Consider the following 26628-nt stretch of genomic DNA (forward strand, 5'->3'; position numbering starts at 1 on the left):
AAAATTATTATTATTATGGCAAAACAAGAAAATAGCGTAAATACAGAGAATTTAGACAAAGAAACTCTTGACGGTAATACAGCTTGTAATACACAAACTGACAACGATACTGCCAAAGAGACTGACAAAAATGCAGATTGCGCAGAAGATAACGACAAAGAAGAAGATACAGAAACTGCTGAGGAAAAAGATCCTGTAGAACTTCTTAAAGAGGAAAACGCAAAACTTAAAGATCAATTATTGCGCACTATTGCTGAATTTGATAACTTTAGAAAGCGTACAGCAAAAGAGAAGTCAGAGCTTGTTCTTAATGGTGGCAAGAGGGTAATAAAAGAAATACTGACAGTAGTTGACGACTTAGAGCGTGCTGCTATGGATAAGAGCGAGGATCCCACTGCCATAAAGGAAGGCGTAAAGATGATAGATAATAAATTCATTAAAACTCTTGAAAGTTTAGGCGTGAAGAAGATTGAAACTGAGGATGCAGATTTCAATACAGATTTTCATGAGGCTATTGCTATGGTTCCAGGAATGGGTGATGACAAGAAAGGAAAGGTCATTGACTGCGTACAAAGTGGATATACAATGAATGACGAAGTTATCAGACATGCTAAAGTAGCCGTAGGACAGTAACATATAAACAGAAATAATCAATGGCACAAAAAAGAGATTATTACGAAGTTCTTGGCGTTCAAAAAACTGCCACAGATGATGAAATAAAAAAGGCATACCGAAAGATTGCCATCAAATATCACCCAGACAGAAATCCGGGAAACAAAGAGGCTGAAGAGAAATTCAAAGAGGCAGCCGAAGCTTATGATATACTTCATGACCAACAGAAGCGTTCTTCCTATGACCAATTCGGATTCGATGGACCACAAGGAGCCGGTGGATTTGGAGGATTCAATGGCGGAGGCATGGACATGGACGATATATTCTCTATGTTTGGTGACATATTCGGTGGACACAGTGGTGGATTCGGAGGCTTTGGTGGCTTTGGAGGAGGTCAGCAAGGTCACGCAAGACAATATCGTGGTAACGACCTGAGATTGAAAGTTACTCTTTCTCTTCAGGAAATAGCTACAGGCGTAACGAAGAAATTCAAGTTAAGAAAGGATGTTGAATGTAGTCATTGCCATGGTACTGGTGCTGAAAACGGAAGTTCAAGCGAGACTTGCAAGACTTGCGGCGGACATGGAGTCGTAATGAAGACCGTGCGCACAATGCTGGGTATGATGCAGACACAAACAGAATGTCCTGAATGCCACGGAGAAGGTACAGTTATAAAAAATAAATGTAAAGAGTGTGGCGGTTCTGGCGTCGTAAAAGGAGAAGAAGTTGTTGAGATACAGATACCAGCAGGTGTAGCCCAAGGTATGGTAGTAAATGTACCAGGCAAAGGTAATGCTGGTCCTCATAACGGAGTAAACGGAAACATTCAAGTATATATTGAGGAACAAGATAACGATACATTTGTTCGCGATGATAAAGACCTAATATACAACTTGTTGCTTGATTTCCCTACAGCTGCACTTGGAGGTGAAGTTGAAATTCCTACCATTCAGGGAACAAAGGTTAAAGTTAAGATAGACGCTGGCACACAACCAGGAAAGACTCTTAGATTAAGAGGAAAAGGTCTGCCAGCCGTGCAAGGATATGGCAGCGGCATGGGAGACTTGGTAGTCAATATAAGTGTATATGTTCCTAAGACGCTTGAAAAAGACGAAAGAAAAGAAATAGAAAAATTCAAGGATAGTGATAACTTTAAGGGCGATGCTAACACAAAGCAAACCATCTTCCAAAAGTTTAAAAACTATTTCAATTGATTATGAACTATAAAGAAACTGTAAATTACCTATTTAATAGCACCCCTGTTTTTGAACATGTGGGTGCTTCTGCTTATAAGGAAGGTTTGCATAATACTCTTGCGCTGGATGAACACTTTGGACATCCACACAAGAAATTCAAAACTATTCATATCGCAGGTACAAACGGCAAAGGTTCTTGCTCGCATTCTTTGGCCGCAATGCTGCAATATAAGGGGTACAAAGTTGGACTTTACACATCACCACATATTATCGACTTTCGTGAGCGAATAAGAGTTAACGGAAAATGTGTCAGCGAAGATTACGTGGTCGACTTTGTTGAAAAAGAACGCTCGTTTTTTGAACCTTTGAATCCCAGCTTCTTTGAACTTACTACAGCGATGGCATTCAAATACTTTGCAGATCAGCATGTAGATATAGCTGTTATTGAAGTTGGATTAGGCGGGAGGCTTGATTGTACCAATATTATCAATCCTCTATTATCGATAATTACAAACATAAGTTTAGACCATACACAGTTTCTTGGAAATACATTAGCAAAAATAGCAGGAGAAAAAGCAGGGATAATAAAACCAAATACTCCTGTTGTTATTGGAGAATATGTAGCTGAGACGCGTCCTGTATTTGAAAACAAGGCAGCAGAAAACAATTCTCAGATTACTTTTGCACAGGAATCAAACGAAATCATATCCAGTGAAGCTGATGAATTGTGCGGAAGGAAATATGTCACTAAACATTTCGGAACTTTTCATAGCGAACTAGGCGGCGACTATCAGGTATGCAACATGAATACAATTCTTAATGCTGTTACCATATTGAAAAACAATGGATTGGATATAACTGACTGCATTAAAGCCTTAGACAACATCGTAGAATCTACAGGACTTGTAGGGAGATGGATGAAAATAAACAGAAATCCATTTGCAATATGCGATACAGGGCACAATGTTGGTGGATGGCAATATCTATCAAAGCAGATTATGGCTCAAAAATGTGACAAACTGAGAATAGTATTTGGAATGGTCGATGACAAAGATATTGATAGCGTGATGAATATGCTGCCACAAAACGCAATATACTATTGGACCCAAACAAAAAACAAAAGAGCCATTCCTGTTGAAACTGTTGCAGAAAAAGGGTTCACTCATCATTTGAAAGGCGATATATATAAAAATGTAAAGGAAGCATACGAAAAAGCGCTGTCAGAATCTGGCAAAGATGACTTTATATTCGTGGGCGGATCAAGTTATATCGTCGCTGACCTGTTAAGTTAGCTTTAGACATTGCATAAAAAACTTAATACGGATGAATTTTTTCGGTGTATAATTTGGGTTATTCATTTTTTTTCAGTTACTTTGCAATATAAATATTGTAACTAAAAACTTAAAACATATTATGAACTCAGATCCAAATGAAAACCTCTGTGGCTTAAAGTGTGAAAACTTTCAAGCCACAATCAATGGAAAGGAAACTGATTTGTTCATCCTAAAGAATGCTAATGGAAATGAAGTAGCCATAACAAATTATGGTGGTGCTATCGTTGCTATTATGGTTCCAGACAAAAATGGCAATCGTGCCAACGTAATTCAGGGACACGATAACATTCAGGATGTAATTAACTCACCAGAACCTTATCTAAGTACTCTTATCGGTAGATACGGCAACCGTATTAACAAGGGAAAATTCCAGTTGCATGGTAAAGATTACCAATTGGCAATCAATAACGGACCAAACGCACTTCACGGAGGACCAACAGGTTTTCATGCAAGAGTTTGGGATGCTCAGTTGATGAACGACCAAAGCTTAGTTCTGCATTATGTTAGTGCATACGGAGAAGAAGGATTCTCTGGAGAACTAAAGACAACAGTCATTTATACATTTAATAATAATGATGAGTTGGTTATTGACTATTTAGCATGTACTAATAAAAAGACAATAATCAATCTTACAAATCACGGTTTCTTCTCTTTAGCAGGTATTGCTAACCCTACCCCAACGATAGACAATCTTATTTGTGAAATCAATGCTGATTTTTATATCCCTATTGATGACACAAGTATTCCTACAGGTGAGATTCTAAAGGTTGATAACACCCCATTTGATTTCCGTACTCCAAAAGCTGTTGGTAAGGATATTAATGCTGACAATGAGCAAATAAAGAATGGTGCTGGATATGACCATTGCTTTGTACTAAACAAAAAGGAAGAAGACGAGCTAGGTTTCGCAGCTAAAATCACAGAGCCTGTTAGCGGTCGAACAATGGAAGTTTATACTACAGAACCAGGTGTTCAGGTATATACAGACAATTGGGCTGATGGTTACAAGGGACAGAATGGTGCGACATTCCCTCGTAGAAGTGCAATATGCTTTGAGGCTCAGCACTTCCCAGACAGTCCTAACAGACCTTACTTCCCATCAGTAATATTAAATCCTGGTGAACAGTATAAACAAAAAACTATTTATAAATTTGGAGTGAAAAAATAATTATTCAAAATGGAAAATAACAATACACAACATGGGAATATCATTGCGATCATAACAATGATGTTCTTGTTTGCAATGATCTCTTTCGTAACCAATCTAGCTGCACCAATTGGTGTAATCTGGAAGAACGTATTCAGTGGCACAGGTAGTGAAAACATGATTGGTATGCTTGGTAATGCAATGAACTTCCTTGCCTATTTGTTTATGGGTATCCCTGCAGGAAAGTTGCTTACAAAGATTGGCTATAAGAAAACTGCACTTGCAGGTATCGCTACAGGTTTTGTTGGAGTTTTAATTCAGTTCATTTCAGGAAGATTCGGTGCTGATATTAGTGGTTTCGCCATATATCTATTCGGTGCATTCATTAGCGGTTTTGCAGTTTGTATTTTGAATACAGTTGTAAACCCTATGCTTAACCTTCTTGGTGGTGGTGGTAACAGAGGTAACCAGCTTAATTTGATTGGTGGTACTCTTAACTCACTTTCGGGAACATTAACTCCTATGCTTGTAGGTGCATTGATTGGTACTGTAACTGCTAACACGAAAATGGCAGATATAAATCTCGTACTATTTATAGCTTTGGGTGTATTCGCAATGGCTTTCATTGTATTATTGTTCATCCCTATTGCTGATCCGGAAATGGGTAAGACTACAAGTAACACCGTATTCGAGCATAGTCCTTGGGCTTTCCGTCATTTTGTTTTGGGTACAATCGCAATCTTCGTGTATGTAGGTGTTGAGGTTGGTATTCCAGGAACATTAAATTTCTATATTTCTGACGCTTCTGCAAAAGGTGCTGGTTTGGTAGGTAACGCAGCTGCCGTTGGTGGTTTCGTTGCTGGTACATATTGGCTATTGATGCTTGTTGGTCGTTTCATCGGAAGTTTTATCGGTGGAAACGTATCAAGTAGAACAATGATGATAGGTACGACAACACTAGGTATGGTACTGATTATAGCAGCCATGATTCTTGGCAAGACAACGACCGTATCAATGCCAGTATTCACAGGTTCTTCATTCACTTTGGTAACTGTTCCTATCGCAGCATTGCTACTAGTTCTTTGTGGTCTATGTACTTCAATTATGTGGAGTAGTATATTCAACCTAGCAACAGAAGGATTGGGTAAATACTCTGCTGCTGCATCTGGTATTTTCATGATGATGGTCGTTGGTGGAGGCCTTCTTCCATTGGTACAGAATTTCATTGCCGACCACTCTACCTACATGGTTTCATATATAGTTCCATTGCTGGCTATAGCGTTCATGCTATACTACGCATTATTTGGAAGTAAGAATGTAAATAAAGAAATCCCTATTGATTAAAAACTAAATAAATAAGCTCCAACCTGGATAAGGAAGGAGCTTTTTTATACATAATAACAACATTTATAACTATCAAAACTATGGATATTGAAAAAGTAAGAAGCCGTTTCATTAAACATTTCGACGGAAAAACAGGTAACGTATATATGTCTCCTGGACGTATAAATTTGATTGGTGAACACACAGACTACAACGGTGGTTTTGTATTCCCTGGTGCTGTAGATAAAGGTATTATGGCAGAAATCCGCCCTAATGATACCAATACAATACAACTATACTCTATCGACTTAAAAGATCGCGTTGAATTTGACATTGATGATCCAGAAGGTCCTAAAGCTAGCTGGGCACGCTATGTATATGGTGTAGCTAAAGAGATGAAGGCTTTAGGAGTAGATGTAAAAGGATTTAATGCTGCATTCTATGGCGATGTTCCATTGGGAGCAGGTATGTCTTCGAGTGCTGCTTTAGAAAGTTGTTTTGCTTTTGCTATTAACGATTTGTTTGGTGACAATAAAGTTGCTAAATGGGATTTAGTTCTTGCAGGTCAGGCAACAGAACATAAATATATTGGTGTAAACTGTGGTATAATGGATCAGTTTGCAAGTGTGTTCGGTCAGGAGGGCAAATTGATGCGTCTTGATTGTCGCAGCCGTGAATTCGCTTATTTCCCATTTAATCCAGAAGGATATAAATTGGTTCTCATCAATTCAAAGGTTAAGCACGAGCTAGCTGGTAGTCCATACAACGATCGTCGTAATAGTTGCGAGAATGTTGTTAAGCAGATTGCAGCAAAACATCCTGAAAATAAATATGAGACTCTTCGTGATTGCACATGGGAAGAGCTAGAAGAAGTTAAGGCTATCGTTGGTGAAGAAGATTACAACAGAGCTCACTTTGTTCTTGGCGAGAAAGACCGTGTACTAGCTGTTTGCGATGCTTTGGAAAAAGGTGACTACGAGACAGTAGGCAAGAAAATGTTTGAAACTCACGAAGGACTGAGCAAAGAATATGAAGTTTCTTGTGAAGAACTTGACTTCTTGAATTACATAGCACGCGTAAACGGTGTAACTGGTAGCCGTATCATGGGCGGTGGCTTTGGTGGATGTACTATCAACCTAGTAAAAGACGATATTTACAACAAGTTTATTGCTGACGCAAAAGTTAAGTTTGCCGCTAAATACGGTCACGAGCCAGAGGTTTATCCTGTAGTTATAAGTCAGGGTTCACATAAGGTTTGCTAATATCTGCATCTGAATAGATATTATATATTCCCCATAATCAGTTGAAAATGCTGGTTATGGGGCTTCTATTTTTTGTCATAATATCATTTGGTATTAAAGAAGCTTTGTTTAGTTTTTACTGATAATATGCTAATTGATATAAATCAACTGCTTAAAAGTGTTAATTTTACACTTTAGTTAGAAAAAAGACTTCTCAAACGATACGACTTATTACAAAAAGTAGTAAATTTACACCCATAATATTAATTTACTTAATAATCACTCAGTTATGAGAACCCTAAAAGGAATTTTATTGGGAGCAGGAATGACAACCATTCTTCTCTCAGCTTGTGCCTCAAATAATGGTGCAAAAATGACAGTATCTGGTCTTAATCCTGCAAAATTCGATTCAATAATCGGTGGGAAAAAGACAGAGTTGATTACAATCAAGAATCAATCTGGTATGGAAGTATGCCTAACTAACTACGGCGGTCGTGTGGTTTCATTATCCGTTCCTGACAAGAATGGAAAACCTACAGATGTTGTTTTGGGATATGACAATATCTCACAATATGCTGATACGGCGAGAACTCCATCTGATTACGGTTCTTCTGTTGGTCGCTATGCAAACAGAATTAAGAATGCAACAATTAATGTTGAAGGCAAGACTTATAAATTGAGAGCTAACGACATGATGAATTGCCTTCATGGTGGTGGTAATACTGGTTGGTTGAATAAAGTATATGATGTAAAATCAAAGAACGATTCATCAGTAGTATTCGCAATTACAGCCAAAGACGGAGAAAACGGTTTCCCAGGAACTGTAAAAGCAACAGCTACATATACAGTAAAAAGCAATAACACTCTTGACATCGTTTTTCAAGCAACAACAGATAAGGAAACTGTCATTAATATGACAAACCATTCATATTTCAATTTGAATGGTGACCCTTCAAAAGAAGGCTACAATCAAGTTATGTATATAAATGCAGACAAATTTACACCTAGTGATAGATTTTATATTCCAACAGGTGAGATAAAGGATGTAGCAGGAACTCCTATGGATTTCCGCAAAGCAACTGCTATCGCGAATAAATACGATCCATCTTACGATCAGATAAAGAATGCAACAGGTTACGACCACAACTGGTGTCTTAACACATTCAAGGATGGTAAGGGTGACGACAAGACTGTCGCTGCTAGCTTGTATTCTCCTAAGACAGGTATCTTCATGGAAGTATTTACAAATGAGCCTGGTATTCAAGTATATACAGGTAATTTCCAAGGAACAGGAATTAGTTGCAAGCATGGTATTAAGTATCCAAAGCATGTAAGCGTATGCTTTGAAAGTCAGAAATATCCGGATTCTCCAACTAAGTTTGCTGCAAAGACAAAAGGATGGGAAATATCTAATCCATATCTCAAACCAGGTGAGAAGTATTACAGTCATCTTGCTTACAAATTCTCTACAAAGAAATAATAAACTTAATCAAAACATATAAAACTATTAACAAAATGAATTGGAATGCACATGAATTCGTATGGCAAGACTGGACTATTCTAGCAGTTGGCTTCGTACTCATCGTATGGTACGTTTGGCGTACTTTAAAGAAAGATAAGGAAAAAATGAAAGGCGCAGATAGCCAAGACTATCTGTTTGGCAAAGGCGAACCTTGGTATATTATCGGTGCAGCAATCTTTGCAGCAAATATCGGTTCTGAACATCTTGTAGGTTTAGCAGGTACAGGTGCCAAAGATGGTGTTGGTATGGCTCACTGGGAGATGCAGGGCTGGATGATTTTACTATTAGGTTGGCTTTTCGTACCTTTCTATCAGCTGCTGAATAATAAAATGGGCAAGATAATAACCATGCCTGACTTTCTGAAATATAGATATACAAAAAGAACAGGTTCATGGTTGAGTATCATTACATTGATTGCCTATATCCTAACCAAAGTAAGCGTAACTGCATTCACAGGTGGTATATTCTTTGAGTATCTATTGGGATTACCTTTCTGGTATGGCGCACTAGGTCTTATTGCTATTACAGCTATATTCACTGTATTCGGTGGCATGAAGGGTGTAATGACAATGTCTGCAATTCAGACTCCTATACTTATCATCGGTTCATTCTTAGTTTTATTCTTAGGACTTTCAGCACTTGGTGACGGAAGCATAACAGCAGGATGGTCAAATATGATGGCATATTGCGGACACTTGCATGACGGATATGGAACTACTCACATGTTCCATATGGAAACAGGTGATCCTATGTATCATGAATATCCTGGATTCGTAGTATTCCTTGGTGCTTCAATTATAGGCTTCTGGTATTGGTGTACTGACCAACACATTGTTCAACGTGTACTTGGTCAGACTCGTGGAGAAGACAATGTAACTGTTATGAAGCGCGCACGTCGTGGAACTATTGCTGCAGGTTATTTCAAACTTCTTCCTGTATTTATGTTCCTTATTCCAGGTATGATTGCAATTGCACTTTCTAGCAAAACAGGAAGCGGTATTACAATGGACATCACAAACCAACATGATACAGACGGAGCTTTTGCAATGATGGTTAAGAATATTCTTCCAGTAGGGGTTAAGGGATTTGTAACTATAGGTTTCATTTGTGCACTTGTCACATCTCTAGCAGCATTCTTCAATAGTTGTGCCACCCTATTCACAGAAGACTTTTATAAGCCAATGAAGAAAGGCATGAGTGAAGCTCACTATGTTCATGTTGGCCGTATCGCAACTGTTGTAGTCGTAATTCTAGGTCTACTTTGGCTTCCAATAATGATGAACATGGGTAACCTATATAGTTATCTACAAGGAATCCAGTCACTACTTGCTCCTGCTATGGTTGCAGTATTTACATTAGGTATATTCTCTAAGAAAGTTACTCCTAAAGCTGGCGAATGGGGACTTATTGGTGGATTCATCATCGGTATGTTCAGACTATTGACTAATGTTATTACAGATTCTGGAAATGCAGTAATGAATGGTTCATTCTGGAATTCAACAGCATGGTTCTGGCAGACTAACTGGTTGATTTTCGAATGCTGGCTTTTGGTATTCATTATCGCACTTATGATTGTAGTATCGTTCTTCACTCCTGCTCCAACCAAGGAACAAGTTGAAGCTATCACATTTACTGGTGACTATAAGAAGCAAATAAAAGAAAGCTTTAATATATGGGATATTGTTGCAACTCTAGGAGTTGTAGCACTCTGTGCAGCATTCTATATCTACTTCTGGTAAAATATGTAGGAGAGTTTCACAAATGCAGATGAAGCTCTCCACATTATTTATTGAAAGCATATAACAATACAAACTATGACACAATTTTATGGCGAACACACAAGACTGTTAGTTTCTGTGGACTGTATCGTATTTGGATTTGAAGAAGATAAGCTTAAGCTGCTTATCGGTAAACGACAAATGGATCCAGGACGTGGAGAATTCTCACTATACGGTGGATTCGTCGGCATAGACGAAAGTCTTCCTGATGCAGCAAACAGAGTGCTAAGGGATTTGACCGGATTGGACAAACTGTATATAAAGCAGGTTGGCGCCTTTGGTAACATTGACCGTGACCCCGGAGAGCGAGTTATATCTATAGCATATTGCGCACTTATTAACGTCAAGGATTACGATGATAATATAAGACAACAACATGGTTTGGAATGGGTAAACTTGGAAGATATGCCAAAGTTATATTCTGACCATAACATAATGGTCAATAAAGCCATAAATATGTTGCGTAGACGTATCAACACAGAACCGTTAAGCTTTAATCTGTTGCCAGATCTATTTACACTTACCCAACTACAACACGTATATGAAGCAATACTGGGGGAAGAAATAGACAAACGTAACTTTAGAAAACGCATAAAGACAATAGATTTTATAGAAAAGACAGAACTTGTTGATAAAATAACATCTAAGCGTGGAGCTGCTCTTTTCAGATTCAACAAACGCGCTTACGAGGATGATCCTAATTTCAAACTATAAACAACAAACATAATTATGCTGGAAGAATTAAAGGAAAAAGTATTCAAGGCTAATATTGATCTTGTAAAACATAATCTAGTTATCTTTACTTGGGGCAATGTTTCAGGTATAGATCGCGAAAAGGGATTGGTTGTTATAAAGCCATCTGGTGTTAGCTATGATAATATGAAAGCTTCTGATATGGTAGTCGTTGATTTGACAACTGGCAAAGTTGTAGAAGGCGACTTGAACCCATCTTCAGATACCCCAACACATTTGGAACTGTATCGTAACTTTCATGAAATAGGAGGAGTTGTTCATACTCATTCTACTTATGCAACAGCTTGGGCACAGGCTGGATGTGATATTCCAAATATCGGAACTACACATGCAGATTATTTCCATGATGCAATTCCTTGCACTGATGACATGGTAGAATCACAAATGGCAGAATATGAACTGAATACAGGTGTCGTAATAGTTGATAAATTCAAGAAGAATAATATTAATTATGCTCATACTCCAGGCGTCTTAGTGAAAAATCACGGACCATTCTCATGGGGTACTACTCCTGACAATGCAGTTTATAACGCAGTCGTAATGGAGCAAGTAGCAAAGATGGCATTTGTTTCATTCAGCGTTAATCCACAAACAAAAATGAATCCTCTGCTAGTAGAAAAGCATTTCAACCGCAAACACGGTCCTAACGCATACTATGGACAGAAAAAGAAATAAAACTATATTTAAATAATAATTAAAAACATAAAACTATGATCAAAGCATTTGAAAATTTCGAAGTATGGTTTGTAACAGGTGCACAACTTCTTTATGGAGGTGATGCAGTTGTTCAGGTAGACGGTCACTCAAAGGAAATGGTTGAAGGACTTAACAATTCTGGTAACCTTCCTGTAAAAGTTGTTTACAAGGGCACAGCTAACAGTTCAGCTGAAGTTGCTGATGTTATGGCTAAAGCTAATAATGACAAGAAGTGTATCGGTGTAATCACATGGATGCATACATTCTCACCTGCAAAGATGTGGATTCACGGACTTCAGATTCTAAGAAAGCCTCTACTCCACCTTCATACACAATATAACCAGCAGATTCCTTACGACACAATGGATATGGATTTCATGAATCTAAACCAGAGTGCTCATGGTGACCGCGAATATGCTCACATCCTTTCTCGTTTACGTAAGCCACGTAAGACCGTTATCGGATACTGGAAAGACGAGAAGACTCAGGGCCATATCGCAGTTTGGGAAAGAGTATGTGCTGGTTGGGCAGACTCTCAGGATATGCTAATCCTTCGCTTTGGCGATCAGATGAACAATGTTGCTGTAACTGATGGTGACAAGGTTGCTGCAGAGCAGGTTCTTGGATATCACGTAGACTACATGCCTTTCTCTGAGGTTATGCCTTTCTTTGACGCTATCAAAGATGAGGAAGTAACAGCCTTAGTTAAAGATACATATTTCAATGATTACCAGGTTGATGCTACAATTAAGGATGAAAAATCAGAAGCATACAAGAAGGTTTGGAATGCGGCTAAAGCAGAACTTACACTTCGTGCTGTAATGAAGGCTAAGGGTGCTAAAGCATTCACGACAAACTTTGATGATCTTGGCGACGTAAACGTTGAAGAGACAGGCAGAGGTTTCGATCAGATTCCTGGTTTGGCTTCACAGCGCATGATGCATGACGGATTTGGATTCGGTGCTGAAGGTGACTGGAAGAGCGCAGCTTTATATCGTACAGTTTGGTTCATGAGTCAGGGTCTTGAAGGTGGTACATCTTTCCTTGAGGACTATACATTGAACTTTGATGGCGAGAATACATCTATTCTTGAATCACACATGCTTGAGGTTTGCCCAGACATCGCTGAAGAGAAGCCACGTCTTGAGGTTCACTTCCTCGGTATAGGTATTCGTAAGTCACAAACAGCTCGCTTGGTATTCACAACAAAACAGGGTCATGGTGTTACTGCTACAGTTGTTGATATGGGTAACCGTTTCCGTCTTATCGCAAACGATGTAAACTTAATTAAGAGTAAGCCACTTCCAAAGTTGCCAGTTGCATCAGCATTATGGATACCAGAGCCTACATTTGAGGTTGGTGTTGGTTGCTGGATGAATGCAGGTGGTACGCACCACTCTTGCTTCAGCTTTGGCTTGACAGATGAGTATTGGCGTGATTATGCAGAAATCGCTGACATTGAGTGCTGCATCATCAACAAAGATACTGATATTGAGCGCTTCCGTCAGGATCTTAGAGTTAATGAAATTTATTACATGTTGAATAAGGCACTTAGATAATTATGGCAAAATACGTAATCGGACTTGATTATGGATCTGATTCAGCACGCGCACTTATTGTTAATGCTGAAAATGGTGAAACACTTGCAACAAGTGTGAAATATTATCCTCGCTGGAAACAAGGGTTATATTGTAATCCTAAGATTAACCAGTGGCGTCAGCATCCAAAAGATTATCTTGAGGTCCTAGAGAATTCTGTAAAAGAAGCATTGGCTAAATGCGATAAAGAAGTAGCCAAGAATGTTGTTGGTATAGCCTTCGACACAACTGGTTCAACCCCTGCATTTACTGACGAGAATGGAACACCGCTTGCGATGCTTCCTGAATTTGAGGAAAATCCAAATGCAATGTTTGTATTGTGGAAAGACCACACTGCAATAAAGGAAGCTGAAGAAGTAAACCAAAAGGTAGCATTAGAACCAACTAATTATATTAAATATGAAGGTGGTATCTATTCTGCTGAATGGTTCTGGGCAAAGGCAATGCACGTAATCCGTCAGGATGCTGAAGTTGCAAAGAAAGCATATTCTATCGTTGAATATTGTGAGTGGTTGCCAGCTGTACTGACGGGAACTACTGGTCTTGACAAACTGGTACGCTCTCGTTGCGCAGAAGGTCACAAGGCTATGTGGAATGAAGAATGGGGAGGTTTACCACCTGTAGACTTCATAGAGCGTCTTGAACCAAAACTTAAGAGTGTTCGCGAACATCTTGGTAACAATGCAGAAACAGCAGAAAAGCCAATCGGCCATTTGTGTAAAGAATGGGCTGAGAAACTTGGACTATCTGAAAATGTAGTCGTTGCTGGTGGTGCTTACGATTGCCACATGGGTGCTGTAGGTGCAGGCGTTACACCTCATACATTAGTTAGAGTTATCGGAACATCTACATGTGATGTGATGGTAGCTAACTATGCAGAAGTTGGTGACAAGTGCATTAAAGGTATTTGTGGTCAGGTTGATGGAAGCGTTATACCAGGAATGGTTGGACTCGAAGCAGGTCAATCTTCATTTGGTGACGTATATGCAATGTTCCGTAGAATATTGGAATGGCCATTGCGTACATTGATACCTGGAGAGCATAACCAAGATGCAATAGATGCAGCATGTGACAAAATAATTCCTGAACTAACAAAAGAAGCAGAGAAGATACCTGTATCAGAATCTACTGTTCTTGCAACAGACTGGATAAATGGTCGTCGTACTCCTGATGCTAACCAACTTTTGAAAGGAACTATTGCTGGTTTTACTTTGGGTACTACTGCTCCACAGATATTCCGCGCACTTGTTGAAGCAACAGCTTATGGTACAAAAGCTATCGTAGACCGTTTTGAAAACGAAGGCGTACGTATAGATGATGTGATCGGAATTGGTGGAATTGCACTTAAATCACCTTTCGTAATGCAAACAATGTGTGATGTAATCAACAAGCCTATTAAGGTTTGTAAGACAGATCAGGCATGTGCTCTTGGTGCAGCAATGTTTGCAGCTACAGCAGCTGGTGTGTATGGCAAAGTAGAAGATGCTATAGCAGCAATGAATAGCGGATTCTCTAAGACTTATGTACCTAATCCTGAAAATGTAGAAGCTTACGGTGAAATTTACAAATCATATATCAAATTGGGTAAATTCACTGAAACTGAACTATATAAGGACTAAACGCCTATTTTATAATACGTATTGCGTGGGGGATTTCCCTGCGCAATCGTATTATATATAAAGTAAACTGCTAATCACCAAAAGTAACAGTAATGAAAAAACTTATTATCTCAACTGTTTTTTCTGCTGCATGCGTATTTATGGCATCAGCACAGAATACAACAGTAACGATTCATGCCAATCAAGGTAAGAATAAAATTAATAAAGAAATATATGGGCAATTTGCCGAACATCTTGGCTCATGTATCTATGGTGGGCTTTGGGTTGGTCCACAATCAAATATACCAAATACCGATGGATACCGTAATGACGTACTAAAGGCATTAATAGATTTAAAAGTTCCAGTACTTAGATGGCCTGGAGGTTGCTTTGCTGACGAATATCATTGGATGGATGGTATTGGACCTAGAAACAAGCGACCTAAAATGCAGAATAACAACTGGGGTGGCACTATTGAAGATAACTCTTTTGGTACACATGAATTCTTAAATCTTTGCGAAAAAATAGGTGCAGAACCATACATTAGTGGTAATGTTGGTTCTGGTTCTGTTGAAGAACTTGCAAAATGGGTTGAATATATGACCAGTGATGGTGATACACCTATGGCTAATCTGCGTCGCAAAAATGGACGAGAGAAATCATGGAATGTGAAATATCTCGGTGTAGGAAATGAAAGTTGGGGCTGCGGAGGAAACATGCGCCCTGAATATTATAGCGATTTGTTCCGCAGATATTCCACTTATTGCCGAAATTACGACAGTCATAAATTATACAAGATTGCATCAGGTGCAAGCGACTATGATTACGATTGGACGAAAGTGTTGATGAATAATGTTGGCAACCGTATGAATGGTTTGTCATTACATTATTACACTGTAACAGGTTGGAATGGAAGTAAAGGATCTGCTACTAAATTCTCTAATGATGATTATTATTGGACTTTAGGTAAATGCCTCGAAATAGAAGACGTTATAAAGAAACACAGCGCTATCATGGATGAAAAAGATCCTAAACAGCATATCGGACTTCTTGTTGACGAATGGGGTACTTGGTGGGACGAAGAACCAGGAACAATTAAAGGACACCTATTCCAACAGAATACAATGCGTGACGCCTTTGTAGCAGCCCTATCTCTAAACGTTTTCCATCGTCATTCAGATAGAGTACGCATGGCTAATATAGCTCAAATAGCAAACGTATTGCAGAGTATGATTCTCACAGACACAACAGGTAATGGTCACATGGTACTAACTCCTACATATCATGTATTCAGAATGTATCAGCCATTCCAAGATGCTACATACCTTCCACTTGATATAAAGTGCGATTCTATGAAAGTCCGTGACAACAGAACTATTCCTATAGTATCAGCAAGTGCTGCGAAAACAAAAGATGGTAACATGGTTATATCTTTAGCAAACGTGAGTCTTGATAAAGCACAAAATATAGATATTGACATAGAAAATGCTGGTATAAAAAGTATTAATGGGGAAATTCTTACTAGTAAGAACATAAGTGACTATAATGATTTCAACAATCCAGATGTGGTAAAGCCAACTCCTTTCAAGGATGTTAAGATCAAAAGAAACACTATAAAAGTCAAAATTCCAGCTAAATCAATTGTAGTTTTAAATATTAAATAGTATATTTGTAAAATCAATAATACAACAATGAACGATATTAAAGTAATGAACCACGCAGCTGATAACATTCGTATTCTTGCTGCTTCAATGGTAGAAAAGGCTAATTCTGGTCATCCTGGAGGTGCTATGGGTGGTGCAGATTTCATTAATGTACTTTTTTCAGAATTTCTAGTATTTGATCCTGAAAATCCTTCATGGGAAGGACGTGACCGTTTCTTCTTGGATCCAGGTCATATGGCTCCGATGCTTTATTCACAACTTGCATTAATCGGAAAATTCACATTAGAGGATCTACAACAACTTCGTCAATGGGGTTCAGTAACTCCTGGTCACCCAGAGCGTGAAATTGCACGTGGAATAGAAAACACATCAGGACCTTTAGGACAAGGACACACCTTTGCTGTAGGTGCTGCTATCGCTGCAAAATTCTTGAAAGCACGTCTTGGAGATGTTATGAATCAGACGATATATACCTATATATCAGATGGTGGTGTACAAGAAGAAATTTCTCAAGGTGCTGGTCGTATAGCTGGAACACTAGGACTAGATAATCTTATCATGTTCTATGATGCTAATGACATTCAACTTTCTACAGAAACAAAGGTTGTTACAATAGAAGATACAGCCAAGAAGTATGAAGCTTGGGGATGGAAAGTTATTAAGATTGATGGCAACGATTGCGAACAAATCCGTAAAGCTATTAATGAGGCTAAAGCCGAAACAGAACGCCCTACCCTTATTATAGGTCATTGCATTATGGGTAAAGGCGCACGTAAGGATGATGGTTCTAGCTATGAGCATAACTGCAAGACACATGGTGCACCTTTAGGTGGTGATGCATTTGTTAATACAGTAAAGAATCTTGGTGGTGATCCAACAGATCCATTCAAGATTTTCCCTGATGTTCAGAAACTTTATGCTGATCGTCTTGCTGAACTTAAAAATATTGTTGCTAAACGTTATGCTGAAAAAGATAGTTGGTCTAAGGCCAATCCAGACAAGGCAGAACTGTTGAAAGTATGGTTTAGCGGTAAAGCTCCTAAGGTTGATTGGTCAAAGGTAGAACAGAAGGCTGGTGCAGCTACACGTGGTGCATCTGCTACTATTCTTAGTGTACTTGCAGAGCAAGTTCCTAATATGATCTGCGCTTCAGCTGACCTTTCAAATTCTGATAAGACAGACGGATTCCTAAAGAAGACACATAACTTGGAGCGTGGTGATTTCAGCGGCGCATTCTTCCAGGCAGGTGTTTCAGAACTTACAATGGCTTGCTGCTGTATTGGTATGTCACTTCACGGTGGCGTTATCCCAGCATGTGGTACATTCTTTGTATTCTCTGATTACATGAAACCAGCAGTTCGTATGGCTGCATTAATGGAAGTTCCTATTAAATTTATTTGGACACACGATGCTTTCCGCGTTGGTGAAGACGGACCTACACATGAGCCAGTTGAGCAAGAAGCTCAGATCAGACTTATGGAGAAGTTGAAGAATCATCATGGCAAAGATAGCGTAAGAGTTTTACGTCCTGCAGATGCAGAAGAAACAACTGTATGCTGGAGGATGGCTATGGAAAATACTTCTACACCAACAGCACTTATCTTGTCTAGACAAAATATTGAAATGCTCCCTGAGGGTAACGACTACAATCAAGCTGAAAAGGGCGCATACATTGTTGCTGGTTCAGATGAAAACTTCGATGTAATCTTACTTGCATCTGGTTCAGAGGTTTCTACCCTTGAGGCTGGTAAAAAGTTACTTAATAATGATGGCATCAAAGTTCGTGTATTAAGCGTTCCTTCAGAAGGCTTATTCAGAAGTCAGCCTAAAGAATACCAAGAAAGCATTCTCCCAAGAAGCGCTAAGGTGTTCGGTATGACAGCAGGACTACCTGTAACACTTGAAGGTTTAGTAGGTGCTAACGGTAAGGTATGGGGTCTAGAGAGCTTTGGTTTCTCTGCACCATATAAAGTTCTTGATGAAAAGCTTGGTTACACAGGTCAAAATGTGTACAATCAGGTTAAGGAATTACTTGCAGAATAGTAATAGTTAACATATTTGGGGAGTGACTGTAAATCAGTCGTTCCCCTTTAACATCTTAAATTTATATGCCTATGGAAGTTAAAACTGTTGGAATAGCTTGCGATCACGCAGGTTTCCCTTTGAAACAATTTGTTTTAGAGTATCTTGATAAAAAAGGATACGCTGTGAAAGATTTTGGAACATATAGTGATGAGAGCGTTGACTATCCAGATTTTGCTCACCCTTTGGCAGAGGCTATTGAAAGTGGCGAAGTTTATCCGGGTATCGGTATTTGTGGAAGTGGCGAGGGCATGGCTATTACTCTTAACAAGCATCAAGGTGTACGTGCTGGACTTGTTTGGAATAAAGAAATTGCTCAATTGATTCGTCAGCATAATAATGCAAATGTTATTGTACTTCCTGGTCGTTTTATCGATAACAAAACAGCTGAAACTATTTTAGATGAATTTTTCAAAACAACATTTGAAGGTGGACGTCATGAGCGTCGCATAAAAAAGATAGCAATACCAAAATAATAAATTAATCATTAAAGCTTTATTTAGGAGAAGACTGATAATAGTCTTCTCTTTTTTTATATAACTGAATACAATAGAAATGACTTGGGAATATACATAAAATGTTGCACAAACTAATTGATCATGATCAATATAATAATATGCTAGAATCTTTAAACTGTGTAAAAGATATTAGTACAGACATTGTTGATGTTAGTTCTTTAATATAAACAACAGAACTAAAAGGGCTCAGTTTAGTCAACCTAAAGGCTATAAAAGATGAAAGGAATCTGTCTCACGACAAATTCCTTCCACATACTTACTAAAACTAAATTAACCACTAAAAAAACTAATCTTATTTAAAGTTATTGTCTTTAATCATTATAATAGTTCTAAACACATTGCGTATTTAGGTAACTGCAAAAGTAATATATATTTTTGAATTACCAAAATTTCAACGCATTTTTTTTATTATTTCAACACTTTTATCAACTTTGAAAATAAGTATTAAAACCTGTAACCCAAAGTCAACTGCAATTGGCTATGCTTATTACTAACCTTTGTTGCAGAAGCTACATTATCTTCTGTAGATGGAGCTTTACCCTCATAATAGTTCATAAAAGGATAGAAATCACCATTCTGTGCTGAATATTGGTAGGCCAAATCAATATTAAATTTATCAATTGAATAACCTATACCACAAGTAAATCTATTTGTATCTTTCCAGTTTACGAAACTTGTTTCACTTGCATAATATGAACCTGGAGATGAAATTGATCCATTTTTAGATCCATTTTTATCATACATTGCACTAAGATAATTATAACCTACACGAACAGCAAGTTGCGGAGTAACTTTCACTTCTGCACCAACTTTAAAGGTATGAACACCTTTTAAAGTATTTTCTGTGTGGCGATTCATATTCTTATCACTACTACTTGTCTCATAATATGAATCATAATAATCATAATATCCACCATCATTCACTCTTGTGTCCATGCTTCCATAGTCTGCATACTCATAAGTAGCACCTAATGCGATATAATTATCAATAGTATGTCCAAGACTTAAACCAAATTTCCAAGGAGTATAGAGCTTGAAGTCGTAAGACTCTGAAGAGCTTGAAGAAGCTTTACCAGTATTAAGAGTCGTATAATTTGAAGTAGTTAAGTCATACCAAGTTGGTGTGTTGATATACATACCAATTCTAAATGGACTATTTTCTATTGGGCGAAATATCGCACCTATTTTAATATCATAACCAGTACCTGTAATATCACGATTATCAGCCAATGTCATCCCGCCAATATTAGCATTGTTGGCAGCAAAATTTTCCGTGTACTCAGAATAACCTTTGTAATGAACATCATGAATACCGAAAGTCAAACCTAAATAAATACGATCTTGAAGATTTCCACTGATGTTAAAATCATATTCACCAATGTATCCTTTAGATTGCTGATTATACAGATATCCTGTCGCTGGATAGTTATAATAGGTCTTATCTGTTGAATTATAAATAAGATTATTATAATAGAGATTATCTACCTGACTATAAGTAAGGTCAGTAGGTTGGGTTACGACGTTATTACGAAATTTCTGATAAGTCAGCTTGTTTTGAGAAGCATTTGATAATGCACCTGACGCATTTAAAATCTGATCAAAATTGCGACTCTTGTGATAATTAAATCCAAAGTTCAGAAATGAATTTCTACCATTGCGCAAACTATAAACAAATCCAGCTTGGTCGAAACTAGCATTAGTTTTACCTAGCGAACTAAACTTACTTGCATCTTGTTGACTTACAAGTCCAAAAGAAGTTTCGGCTTTAGATTTACGAAACAATCCAATACCAGCAGGGTTGGTACTTATTGTAGAAAGGTCAGCACCTAAAGCCTCCATAGCACCACCCATACCTACGTAACGGGCGGTACCATTAAGGTCATTATCAATCAACTTAGTATTCTCATATGTTTCCTGGGCACTTATAGGAAGTGCAGCAAATGCCATAAAGGCAATTGAATAATATATCTTTTTCATATTCTTGTGAATTTCAGTTTGTTATTTTTATCTATGTCCACCAAAACTACCACCTGAGTGACCGCCGCCGCCACCAAAGCCACCAGAACGGCCACCGCCAAAACCGCCTCCGCCGCCGAAGCTACCTGATCCAAATGAAGAAGAAGGCGTTCTTTCACCAAATGAACGAGAATTGTCAAATGTACGTGTATTGTTCTGATTGTTTACAGCACGTGAACCACCAAAACTTCTGTTGCCAGAACCTTGGAATCCAGAAGATCTACTTCCATTATTTCCGCGTGCGCCTCCAAAAGTGCCCTGTGCAAAAGATCCAGAATTATTACCATTTACAAAAGAATGATTTCTTGTTCCTGTTGGACGGTTATATGAAACATATCCTCCACCATAATATGGATATCCATAATAACCATTGTAACCATAATACCATGGATCATACCAACCGCCATAGCGATAACCATAATAGCCTGTGTACCATGGATCATACCAAGGATCGTAGAACGGATCATAGAAGCCATAACTCCAGCGAGGACCATAGCCCCAATATGGACCAAATCCATAGCTCCAGCTATAATATGATGGATCATAGAAACCATCCCAACGACTCATACGTTGGCTATATCTATAATCATCATCATTATTATCTGTCATTTGAGAATAGTAATTACCTACAAACGTAGTATCCACATAAGTTGAATCTGGATATAATCCATTACCTTGTGTAAATTGTATGATATCATTCCCTTTATTATCTGTGCCAATTTTTTGGTAATGGCTCCAGAACTTTCCATGACGATTATATTCATCAACGTTTCTGTTGCTGCCTGAATAATTGTCATACTTACTATAGGAGTTTGTTGCGGCATCCTTCTTCGGTGTGAAGTAGAGGTCGTCGTCCTGAGCCATCATAGACAATGGTAGAACTCCAGCAAGGACTGAGATGAGAATAAATTTCTTCATTTTCTTGTCTCTTTATTTGTTTACACTATATTTCAATTACAAAAATATATATTATTTTAGTGCAAATGTAAGGAAAATCCCTAATCCGTGATAGGTTTTTCCCTATTTTTTATATATTTGCATTCAAATTTAACAACATTATGAAATATTTTGAAATTAGTTATAGTATTAAGAGTAGTGCAGATGTTTTTCAAACAGCTCGAGACTTGCTAGCTGACGCTGCAGGTGAAGCTGGTTGTGAATCATTCGAAGAAACATCTGATGGTCTTATTGCATACTGTCAGGTAGACAATTGGGATGAGGACTTAATGAAGAAGTCTATTGAAGATTTTATCATCCCAAATGTTGAGATATCTTATAATGTCAAATATGCTGATGATAAAGATTGGAATCAAGAATGGGAAGAAAAAGGCTTTGAGCCAATCAACATTGACAATAAGATTATAGTATGTGATGCTAAGAAACCTTTGCCAAAGGGAATGCCATCAAATACAGAACATATTTTCATTGACGCAAAACTAGCTTTTGGAACAGGTACACACGAAACAACAAGGATGATCGTTTCTACCCTTTTACATCTTGATCTAAAAGATAAAATGGTATTGGATTGTGGATGTGGTACAGGCATATTAGGTATAGCAGCAGCAAAACTTGGTGCAAGCAATGTCGTTGCGTATGACATAGATGAATGGAGCGTGAATAATGCAAGACACAATGCTGAGATTAATGCGATCGGTAACATCAGCGTATATCAAGGTGATTCAAATGTACTTAACCACATCTCTGGTGTTTTTGATATAGTCATGGCAAACATCAATAGGAACATTCTCTTAAACGACATGCCTACTTTTAAAAGTCTAATGACTACAGGTTCTCTACTTATTTTAAGTGGGTTCTATCTGAGTGACATTCCTGTACTTTTAGATAAGGCAAAAGAGCTTGGTCTTGAAGAATATGGCAGAAAGCAAGATGGTGAATGGGCTTGTTTGGTATTGTTGCTAAACCAATAGTTTAGCAATATCTACCAATTATCATTTCCAATGGTAAGTTTCTTCAAATCATAATAACTACCATTGTAAATATTAAAGTCTACATATCCTTTTATACCTGGAAGTCTTCCGGCGTCAGTATGTTGCCAGAACTTCCACGGTCCTTTATATTCTACTTTTTCTACATAGTAGTGAGCTATCCAATATGGATAATCATCAAATACTGGAGCTGAAAGATAATTCTGCTTAAACTTATAATATGTATATATAATGGGTTTAACATGGTATTTATCTTCCACAATATGAAGCCATGTTAAAACATTACGTTGAAAATCCTCAGTACTTTGGTCTTTCGGTTTATGTTCAACATCAAGTATTGGTGGAAGGTCACCTTCATTCAGATGCACTTTATCCAGAAAATAATAAGCCTGTTCACGAGCCGACGACTTATTGCTCCAAAAATGATAAGCTCCTCTTATAAAGCCATAATCACCAGCACTTTGATAATTTTCATAAAAAGTCTCATCAAGATTATTAGCACCTTCAGTACTTTTCATTATTATGAATCTCACAGGACAGCCTTTAATCATAGCATTTGAAAGTGCATCCCAATCAATGTTATCTTGATAATGCGAAATATCAATACCGTGTATTTCGTATCCTTCTGGATATTTTGCATCACCATATAGTGCACGCCATCTGAATCCTGTAGGACTGACAAAGAAATAGTAAAAGCACCAGACGTACAATGAAATAATAGCTATTGCACCGAGCATTACAGCCCATCTAGGATATTTATGAAATGGGTATGACAATTTACGATGCGTGGCATGTCCTTTACGCTTACTTTTGGTCTGCGTAGAACGACTTTTTCCACTGCTTATGCTCTTTTTACTATTTGTCATACCAGATTTATGAAAAAAGGATAGGGTTGTCATTATCTTTCAAACAACTACCCTATCCCTGAAATATCACTTAATATTAATCTTGTTCAAGTTTCAGAGTCTTTGTAGTCTGATCACAAACTTCAGTTGGACCCCAATATTGAATAGGACCTGGGTAAACATAGGCTGTATTCTTAGCCCATTCGTCACGCTTTGCAGCAAATGCCTTGAATGGTTTACCATCTAGTTCAACGAGAGCTTTGCGGATAACTGGTTTCATTTCTCCGTTACGCTTCTCCATATTCATCATCATTGTGATTGGAACACCACCAGCTTTCCACTCATTAGCGTTTGCTGTAGTATTCTTTACGATAGCCATGTAACCAGTCTTTCCTGCTGCAACAAGTTGTGCTGCGCTAGTTCCGAGAGCATAGCAATAGTCAGCGTCGAAGTTTGAAGGAGCTGCACAACGTCCTTCGTAACCGAAGAAGTGATGCTGAGCTGCGAACTTACCATCGAATTTACCTTCTTTAGCCCATTTTGCAAGAAGAGAACCAACCATATCGCTAAGAAGTTTTTCTGTCTCGATAAGAGAAACCTGAACATTTCCATGAGGGTCACGATCAAGACTCAACTGTCTTGCAACACCTTCAGGAAGAGTTTCGAATGTAGCTGCATTTTCTTTTGAAAGATGAGCGATAATATATTTACGCTGAGCGTCTTTATCCAAATCTTTATAGTCTGCACCATGAGCAGCCAACAAGTCATTCAATTCCTGAATCAATCTACCGATTGCTGGAATAAATTCAATAAGACCTTCTGGAATAAGTACAACACCGAAGTTATTACCCTGCTTAGCGCGATATGCAACAACGTTAGCGATGTTCTCTACTACCTGATTAAGTGTCATATCCTTTGCCTCAATCTCCTCAGAAATCAAGCAGATATTTGGCTGAGTCTCCAAAGCACATTCAAGTGCGATATGAGAAGCTGAACGACCCATTAATTTAATGAAGTGCCAGTATTTACGTGCTGAGTTACAGTCACGCTCGATGTTACCGATAAGTTCAGAATATGTTTTAGTAGCTGTATCGAAACCAAAACTTGTTTCAATCTGCTCATTCTTAAGGTCACCATCAATAGTCTTAGGACAACCGATAACCTGTACACCATATTTCTTGGCAGCATAATATTCAGCCAAAACACAAGCGTTGGTATTTGAATCATCACCACCGATTATAACAATAGCGTTAATATCTAGTTCGCGAATAATCTTCAAGCCCTTTTCAAATTGTTCTTCTTCCTCCAGTTTTGTACGGCCAGAACCAATCATATCAAAACCACCTGTGTTACGATACTGGTTCAAGAATTCTGCTGTAATCTCAACATAGTTATGATCAACAAGACCACCAGGACCCATTAGGAAACCATAAAGACGGTTTTCAGAATTGAGTTTCTTTACGGCGTCAAACAAACCACTGATAACGTTATGACCACCAGGAGCCTGACCACCAGAAAGAATAACACCGATGTTAATCTTCTTTTTGTCAGCGTTCTCGCCTGGTACAAACTCGATAAGAGGCATACCATAAGTGTTTGGGAACAATTTTTTAATTTCTTCCTGATTGTCCACACTCTTGGTAGGAGCACCTTCTTTAACTTTTACTGCACCTTGAAGAGCCTTAGGCAGCTTTGGCTGATATGCAGCTCTTTCTTTTTGCAATGCGCTAATTTCCATAATTGCTTTTAGTTTTTATAATCAACGAATAATTGAATTTCCAATAAGACACATGCAAAAATAAGACTTTTCCATGAAATAATGAAAGAAAAAATGATAAAACCGAAAATTAGAAACATTTTTTTGACTTATAGTATTGCATTTCCTATTTTTTTTCTATCTTTGGCAAGTAAAAGACAATAATAAAGGAATAATTATGGCAAACAAGAGAAATTTAAAACGAACTATAAACTATATTTGTAGCGACTTATTTGCAGAAGCTGTGGCAGCTTCTTTGTATGGTGAAAAACCTAATAAGGATAACATAGATGCCCTATTGACATCAATAATCATCATACATAATGACTTTATAAGCCGCATTTCGCACCCAGAACCTGGTATGGAAACAAAGACCTATTACAAAGCTATTATTGATGATTTCAATAAACAAGCTAGCGAGATCGTAGACCAAATACAGAATATTTAAATTCATGCAATGATAAACAGAATCTGTAATTGGATATTGTATAATAAAATGGGATGGACAAAAAATGTTACTGTTGACCACCCTGATAAATTTATTATCTGCCTTGCGCCACATACTAGTAATTGGGATTTCGTCATAGGACAGCTTTACACACGTGCAGAATGTCTAAAAACGAATTTCCTTATGAAGAAAGAATGGTTTTTCTGGCCATTCGGTAAGATGTTCCACAAGTTGGGAGGAATCCCTGTTTGGAGATCTAAGCATACAAGTATGACAGATAATTTAGCTGAGACAGCCCTCAAATCAAAATCATTCAAGTTGTGTATAACACCTGAAGGAACTCGTTCTCCTAACCCAGACTGGAAAAAAGGATTTTATTTTATTGCGCTAAAAGCCAATATACCTATCCTTCTTTATGGTGTCGACTACGAAAAGAAGACTATTACTTGCACGGAAGCATTTATTCCTACAGGTGATATAGATAAAGACATGCCTATCATCAAGGCATATTTCAAAAATTTCAAAGGCAAAAAGCCTAAGAATTTTGCATACTAA

The 26628-nt window shown here is 38.0% G+C and carries 22 protein-coding genes; 18 read left to right on the plus strand and 4 right to left on the minus strand.

Annotation, left to right across the window (positions count from 1 at the left end):
* Nucleotides 1-15: 15 nt before the first annotated feature.
* From prwr041_RS12830 to rpiB, 15 genes are all read left to right on the plus strand, one after another.
* On the plus strand, nucleotides 16-633 hold the full coding sequence (locus prwr041_RS12830; RefSeq protein ID WP_207154183.1) for a nucleotide exchange factor GrpE: 618 nt from the start codon (nucleotides 16-18) through the stop codon (nucleotides 631-633).
* A 20-nt stretch (nucleotides 634-653) separates the two neighbouring features.
* Nucleotides 654-1826, plus strand: a complete 1173-nt coding sequence (gene dnaJ, locus prwr041_RS12835; protein WP_207154184.1) for a molecular chaperone DnaJ — start codon at nucleotides 654-656, stop codon at nucleotides 1824-1826.
* Between the two features lie 2 nt (nucleotides 1827-1828).
* The gene (locus prwr041_RS12840; RefSeq protein ID WP_207154185.1) at nucleotides 1829-3100 is read left to right on the plus strand and encodes a bifunctional folylpolyglutamate synthase/dihydrofolate synthase; all 1272 of its coding nucleotides are present in this window, start codon (nucleotides 1829-1831) and stop codon (nucleotides 3098-3100) included.
* Nucleotides 3101-3221: 121 nt separating this feature from the next.
* On the plus strand, nucleotides 3222-4310 hold the full coding sequence (locus prwr041_RS12845) for an aldose epimerase family protein (RefSeq protein WP_207154186.1): 1089 nt from the start codon (nucleotides 3222-3224) through the stop codon (nucleotides 4308-4310).
* A gap of 9 nt (nucleotides 4311-4319) precedes the next feature.
* Nucleotides 4320-5633 (plus strand): MFS transporter, encoded by a 1314-nt coding sequence (locus tag prwr041_RS12850; protein ID WP_207154187.1) that lies wholly within the window; start codon nucleotides 4320-4322, stop codon nucleotides 5631-5633.
* 80 nt (nucleotides 5634-5713) lie between these two features.
* Nucleotides 5714-6874 (plus strand): galactokinase, encoded by a 1161-nt coding sequence (gene galK / locus prwr041_RS12855; RefSeq protein ID WP_207154188.1) that lies wholly within the window; start codon nucleotides 5714-5716, stop codon nucleotides 6872-6874.
* A 268-nt stretch (nucleotides 6875-7142) separates the two neighbouring features.
* Nucleotides 7143-8333, plus strand: a complete 1191-nt coding sequence (locus prwr041_RS12860) for an aldose epimerase family protein (RefSeq protein WP_207154189.1) — start codon at nucleotides 7143-7145, stop codon at nucleotides 8331-8333.
* Nucleotides 8334-8368: 35 nt separating this feature from the next.
* Complete coding sequence (locus tag prwr041_RS12865) at nucleotides 8369-10114, plus strand: sodium:solute symporter (RefSeq protein ID WP_207154190.1); 1746 nt, start codon at nucleotides 8369-8371, stop codon at nucleotides 10112-10114.
* A gap of 75 nt (nucleotides 10115-10189) precedes the next feature.
* Nucleotides 10190-10867, plus strand: coding sequence for an NUDIX hydrolase (locus prwr041_RS12870; RefSeq protein WP_207154191.1), 678 nt, complete (start codon nucleotides 10190-10192; stop codon nucleotides 10865-10867).
* A 15-nt stretch (nucleotides 10868-10882) separates the two neighbouring features.
* Complete coding sequence (locus prwr041_RS12875; RefSeq protein ID WP_207154192.1) at nucleotides 10883-11581, plus strand: L-ribulose-5-phosphate 4-epimerase; 699 nt, start codon at nucleotides 10883-10885, stop codon at nucleotides 11579-11581.
* 35 nt (nucleotides 11582-11616) lie between these two features.
* The gene (gene araA, locus prwr041_RS12880; RefSeq protein ID WP_207154193.1) at nucleotides 11617-13161 is read left to right on the plus strand and encodes an L-arabinose isomerase; all 1545 of its coding nucleotides are present in this window, start codon (nucleotides 11617-11619) and stop codon (nucleotides 13159-13161) included.
* A 2-nt stretch (nucleotides 13162-13163) separates the two neighbouring features.
* Nucleotides 13164-14819 carry a ribulokinase gene (locus prwr041_RS12885; protein ID WP_207154194.1) on the plus strand — a complete coding sequence of 552 codons (1656 nt, stop codon included), beginning with the start codon at nucleotides 13164-13166 and terminating at the stop codon, nucleotides 14817-14819.
* Between the two features lie 140 nt (nucleotides 14820-14959).
* Complete coding sequence (locus prwr041_RS12890; protein WP_207155692.1) at nucleotides 14960-16462, plus strand: alpha-N-arabinofuranosidase; 1503 nt, start codon at nucleotides 14960-14962, stop codon at nucleotides 16460-16462.
* A 27-nt stretch (nucleotides 16463-16489) separates the two neighbouring features.
* Nucleotides 16490-18505 (plus strand): transketolase family protein, encoded by a 2016-nt coding sequence (locus prwr041_RS12895; protein WP_207154195.1) that lies wholly within the window; start codon nucleotides 16490-16492, stop codon nucleotides 18503-18505.
* Between the two features lie 71 nt (nucleotides 18506-18576).
* The gene (rpiB, locus tag prwr041_RS12900; protein ID WP_207154196.1) at nucleotides 18577-19020 is read left to right on the plus strand and encodes a ribose 5-phosphate isomerase B; all 444 of its coding nucleotides are present in this window, start codon (nucleotides 18577-18579) and stop codon (nucleotides 19018-19020) included.
* A 486-nt stretch (nucleotides 19021-19506) separates the two neighbouring features.
* On the opposite strand, the gene prwr041_RS12905 is transcribed toward rpiB, so the two are convergent.
* Nucleotides 19507-21039: an OmpP1/FadL family transporter gene (locus prwr041_RS12905; RefSeq protein WP_207154197.1), complete on the minus strand. Its 1533-nt coding sequence runs from the start codon at nucleotides 21037-21039 to the stop codon at nucleotides 19507-19509.
* Nucleotides 21040-21066: 27 nt separating this feature from the next.
* Nucleotides 21067-21996, minus strand: coding sequence for a hypothetical protein (locus prwr041_RS12910; RefSeq protein ID WP_207154198.1), 930 nt, complete (start codon nucleotides 21994-21996; stop codon nucleotides 21067-21069).
* Between the two features lie 140 nt (nucleotides 21997-22136).
* On the opposite strand from prwr041_RS12910, the gene prmA reads away from it, so the two are divergent.
* Complete coding sequence (gene prmA / locus prwr041_RS12915) at nucleotides 22137-23006, plus strand: 50S ribosomal protein L11 methyltransferase (protein ID WP_207154199.1); 870 nt, start codon at nucleotides 22137-22139, stop codon at nucleotides 23004-23006.
* An 11-nt stretch (nucleotides 23007-23017) separates the two neighbouring features.
* On the opposite strand, the gene prwr041_RS12920 is transcribed toward prmA, so the two are convergent.
* Nucleotides 23018-23890, minus strand: coding sequence for a glycoside hydrolase family 25 protein (locus tag prwr041_RS12920; RefSeq protein WP_207154200.1), 873 nt, complete (start codon nucleotides 23888-23890; stop codon nucleotides 23018-23020).
* 76 nt (nucleotides 23891-23966) lie between these two features.
* Entirely contained in the window at nucleotides 23967-25607 is a 1641-nt protein-coding gene (locus prwr041_RS12925; protein WP_207154201.1) for a diphosphate--fructose-6-phosphate 1-phosphotransferase, read from the minus strand.
* A 196-nt stretch (nucleotides 25608-25803) separates the two neighbouring features.
* Between prwr041_RS12925 and prwr041_RS12930 the strand changes: the two genes are divergently transcribed.
* Nucleotides 25804-26073 (plus strand): hypothetical protein, encoded by a 270-nt coding sequence (locus prwr041_RS12930; RefSeq protein ID WP_207154202.1) that lies wholly within the window; start codon nucleotides 25804-25806, stop codon nucleotides 26071-26073.
* Nucleotides 26074-26121: 48 nt separating this feature from the next.
* Nucleotides 26122-26628 carry a 1-acyl-sn-glycerol-3-phosphate acyltransferase gene (locus tag prwr041_RS12935; protein WP_394370799.1) on the plus strand — a complete coding sequence of 169 codons (507 nt, stop codon included), beginning with the start codon at nucleotides 26122-26124 and terminating at the stop codon, nucleotides 26626-26628.

This window comes from Prevotella herbatica, from assembly GCF_017347605.1.
Taxonomy (GTDB): Bacteria; Bacteroidota; Bacteroidia; order Bacteroidales; family Bacteroidaceae; genus Prevotella; species Prevotella herbatica.